At 55.6% G+C, this 4,031-nt stretch carries 5 protein-coding genes; 1 reads left to right on the top strand and 4 read right to left on the bottom strand.

The window, feature by feature from the left end:
- Window positions 1-16 precede the first annotated feature (16 nt).
- The gene (locus tag M7R55_RS02865; RefSeq protein WP_298218342.1) at window positions 17-373 is read right to left on the bottom strand and encodes a hypothetical protein; all 357 of its coding nucleotides are present in this window, start codon (window positions 371-373) and stop codon (window positions 17-19) included.
- Between the two features lie 128 nt (window positions 374-501).
- A complete protein-coding gene (locus tag M7R55_RS02860; RefSeq protein WP_271779277.1) occupies window positions 502-918 on the bottom strand; it encodes a GFA family protein in 417 nt (138 codons plus the stop codon).
- 62 nt (window positions 919-980) lie between these two features.
- Here M7R55_RS02860 and M7R55_RS02855 point away from each other — a divergent pair, with 62 nt between their 5' ends.
- Window positions 981-2,576, top strand: a complete 1,596-nt coding sequence (locus M7R55_RS02855; RefSeq protein WP_298218339.1) for a transposase — start codon at window positions 981-983, stop codon at window positions 2,574-2,576.
- Window positions 2,577-2,831: 255 nt separating this feature from the next.
- Here M7R55_RS02855 and M7R55_RS02850 read toward each other — a convergent pair whose 3' ends face one another.
- Window positions 2,832-3,188 (bottom strand): DUF4442 domain-containing protein, encoded by a 357-nt coding sequence (locus M7R55_RS02850; RefSeq protein ID WP_298218338.1) that lies wholly within the window; start codon window positions 3,186-3,188, stop codon window positions 2,832-2,834.
- A gap of 202 nt (window positions 3,189-3,390) precedes the next feature.
- On the bottom strand, window positions 3,391-4,031 hold a 641-nt coding region (locus tag M7R55_RS02845; protein WP_298218336.1), incomplete at its 5' end, for a zinc-binding dehydrogenase.

The following is a 4,031-nucleotide window of genomic DNA, read 5'->3' as shown; positions in this document are numbered from 1 at the left end:
TGGAGCCCGCAAAAAATCAAGTGGGCTTGCAACCATGTTTTGCACAAAACGGAGGTTGGTCGGGTTTGATGCGAGCAAAGACTTCCCACCTCAGTTTGCACATAGCCATACAAACCATCAACACAGAATGAAGACCTGGGGTGCCCATTTTTTCATCATAAGAGACTGTCTCTTGATGCACATTATCGAAATCGTGCTGGAACACATCTTTCACGTGCATATAAACCGTTCCTCCTGACTTGTAATCATAAATCAGGGATGGTTGATACGGATTTTTCACGGCGTACCGCTCTATACTGTCGATAATCCATGGAATATGTCGCACACAGGCGATCACCCTGGACTCGGTAAACAAATCGGCTAATAGGTCCATTTTTATGCACCAGGATCTGTTGGTGTCAAAAATAACCGGCTTATCTATGGTCTTGTAATATCCGTTAAATAATCCATGAATGATATTCTTCCTCTGAGCGTTTGAAATAAATGTGTTGGGCATCACGCTTACCAGGAAACAAGATCATCTGAGCCGCCGAACGCAACTGGAAATCCCTTGTAATGCGGCAGATTATCTACAACAGGAAGAACGGCGTACTGGCACTGAACATGAAATTGAGGTTTGAACTCCCCCTTGGGGAGAAGGTACCCGTTAACATTTCTTAAACCATGGCTTTGAACGTCATTAAACAGGTGCTGACCGCATTCTGCACAGCGTATTCTTGGAAGCGTATTGGCAGTCATCGGAGTGGGGTTGCCCTTGATGACTTCCACCGCCTGTGCCGGGTAGATTGCTACTGGCACATAGGCTGCCCCATGAGCCGCTTGACAGTCATCGCAATGGCAGTAGAGTTGCACGACGGGTTCTCCAGTAATTCGCAATTCCACGGCGCCACAACGACAAGACACCTCTTTGGCATTCATAACATATCCTTTTTGATGTGATCTGTAAGGATGCCTAACGAGGCTGTAGAAAAAGTATCTTTATGCCCACAATCGTGCCGGGAACCAAAATAAATATCAAGGTCGAAGTGGAGGACGATATTTTGGAGATGCAAATGGCGCGCTACAAACCCATCGATACCAGCCCCCGATTTCTTGCTGTTGACCTGCAACGGCAACTATTGCCCGGCACATTCGAGCACGCCCTCAACCATCTAATCGACTTTGAGCTGGATCTATCCGGCTTCGATGCCCGGTTCAAGAATGATGAAACCGGCGCGGCCGCCTATCCGCCCGCCATGCTCCTGAAGGTCGTGCTGTTCGCCTACTCCCAAGGCATCGTTTCCAGCCGAGGCATCGAGCGCGTGTGCCGCGACCACGTCACCTTCATCGCCCTGTCCGGCGACACCCAGCCCCACTTCACCACGATTGCCGGATTTGTCTCGAACCTTGCCGATGACATCGCCCGCGTCTTCACCCAGATACTCTACCTGTGCGACCGGCGGGGCCTGATCGGGCGTGAGATGTTCGCCATCGACGGCGTCAAACTGCCGAGCAACGCCAGCAAGCAAAAGAGCGGCACCCGTGCCGACTTCGAACACCAGGCCGCCAAACTCGAAGCCGCTGCCCGCGTCATGCTCGAACGCCATCGGGAAGAAGACCAGAAGCCTGTCGAAGCCGACCTCAGACAGAAAGAAGCCCAGCGCATCACCCGCCTGCAAACGGACGCCGCGCGACTCCGTCAGTGGCTGGCTGCCCACCCCGAAGACCGCAAGGGCAGCAAGGGTGCAATCCGCAAGAGCAACCGCACCGACAACGAATCCGCCAAGATGGCGACATCAAAGGGCGTGATACAAGGCTACACCGGCGTGGCAGCAGTCGACGCCAAACACCAGATCATTGTCGATGCCCAGGCGCATGGCACCGGCAGCGAACAGGAACTGCTGGTACCCGTGATCAAGGCAATCCAGAACGCACTGGCCGATGAACAGGCGCTTATCACCCCGACCAGCCTCATCACCGCAGACGCCGGTTACCACAGCGAAGCCAACCTCAAGCAACTCGCCCAACTCGATGTCGACGCCCTCATTGCCGACAATGGCATGCGGCAACGCGATCCGCGTTTCAAGGATCAGGACAAGCACAAGCAGGCTCCCGACCCCCTGCACGACAAATCAGGCAACAAGAAAGCAAAGAAACAGGCAGCCGTCTATCGCCCCGAAGACTTTCAGTACGACACAGACGCGCATACCTGCGTCTGCCCGGCGGGCAAGACGCTTTACGGCAACGGCAGCCACTGCATCATCAATGGATTCGCAGCCGTCAAGTTTCAGGCCGCGCAACAGGACTGCGTGCCGTGCAAACAACGAGACAAATGTCTGCGCACCCCGGAAAAGACCAAGACCCGGCAAGTAAGTTTCTTCCATGGCAAGGCCGACGGCGAGCCAAGCTTCACCAACAAGATGCAGGCACGCATCGACAGCCCCGAAGGGCAAGCGAAATACGGACGCCGCTTTGCCACGGTGGAACCGGTGTTCGGTAACATCCGCCACAACAAGCAGCTCAACCGCTTCACCCTCAGAGGGCAGAAGAAAGTGGATGCGCAGTGGAAGGCTCTACTGTCTGGTGCACAACATTGAGAAGCTGGCACATCATGGGTATGCGCAGTAGACGAGGGGTAGATGCCCGCATTGCGAGCAACGCAGGTCGCCATGACTTGATCAAGGCATCGCATTGAAACAGTGAGGTGAATTGCACGGCAGGAATTGAAAACGGCGTGGAATAATTCACGCCGTTTTTTTGTGTCGATGTTTTGGCTGAAAAGGGGTTTTTCTACAGCGTCAACGTAAAAGTGAGGGGCTGCCGCGCGCTTTTGCGCCCTCTCGAAGCGCTGGTTAGGCATTGGTGCCATTGGATATGAACCACTCTACAACGGCAGACACGACAAGAATGCCTTTAGAGTCCACAACCTCAATCGGTATTGATGCAGATAGGCGTCCACGGGAGGCTAATTCAGTAGCCCAACCAACTACGACATCTTCTGCCAGCGAACACCGGGACGAAACCCGCCCTGTAGCGGGCTTACGGAATTTGGCCTCGATCTTACGAACGACAGGAATGAATCCCTTGATGTGACCAAAATTTCGCAGCAGGAATTCTCCAGAGCCAGCCTCGGCCACGGCCAGAAGTGCGCTGCCATGAACGGTGCCAAGGTGGTTGGCGTATTTTGGACTTTCTGGGAGGCTGACCAAGAATCCATTTTCTGGCCCGACCAATTCCAAGCCAATTAGTTGGTTAAATGGTAACTGAGATATATCCACCGGCAGGGTTCTCCCGTAAGCCTAACACCTGAGTCAGGGATGCCGGACCTGACGCTCACGAAAACAATAGGCAGGACTGACCGGCATTCCCTGCACGCAATCGTTAAGTGTTTCGATCGTTTTGGTTGGCCAGTCAGCGGTTCACGTCTACGACCACGCGTCCCCTCACCTCGCCGTTGAGCAGCTTCGACGCGAGGGGCAACACGTCTGTCAGGCCGACTTCTTTGCTAATCGTGGCTAGTTTCGAGACATCGAGATCGCTGCCCAAGCGTCGCCATGCTTCAAGTCGCTCACGCCGGGGGCACATCACGCTGTCAATGCCAGCCAGCGTCACGCCGCGCAGAATGAACGGTGCGACGGTGGCCGGTAAATCCATTCCGCCCGCCAGCCCGCACGCCGCGACGATACCCCGGTATTTGGTCGTCGCGCAGACATTCGCCAGCGTGTGGCTGCCGACGACATCCACCGCACCGGCCCAGCGCTCCTTGCCCAAAGGCTTACCGGGCGTCGCGAACGTCGCACGATCCAGCATCTCCACTGCACCCAAGCTCTTGAGGTATTCGGTCTCCGCCGGTCTACCGCTCACCGCGACGACAGTGAAACCAAGCCGGGTCAGAACCGCCGTCGCCACGCTGCCCACGCCGCCTGCCGCGCCGGTCACGAGAATCTCCCCGTGTTCGGGTTTGACGCCATACCGCTCCAGCGCCAGCACGCAAAGCATCGCGGTATAGCCCGCAGTGCCAATGGCCATCGCCTGCTGCGGCGTGAACTGCC

This window comes from Halothiobacillus sp., assembly GCF_027346185.1.
In the GTDB taxonomy this organism is placed as follows: Bacteria; Pseudomonadota; Gammaproteobacteria; order Halothiobacillales; family Halothiobacillaceae; genus Halothiobacillus.
The sequence above is the reverse complement of the archived record's forward strand: the minus strand, read 5'-3'. Positions and strand labels throughout refer to the sequence as shown.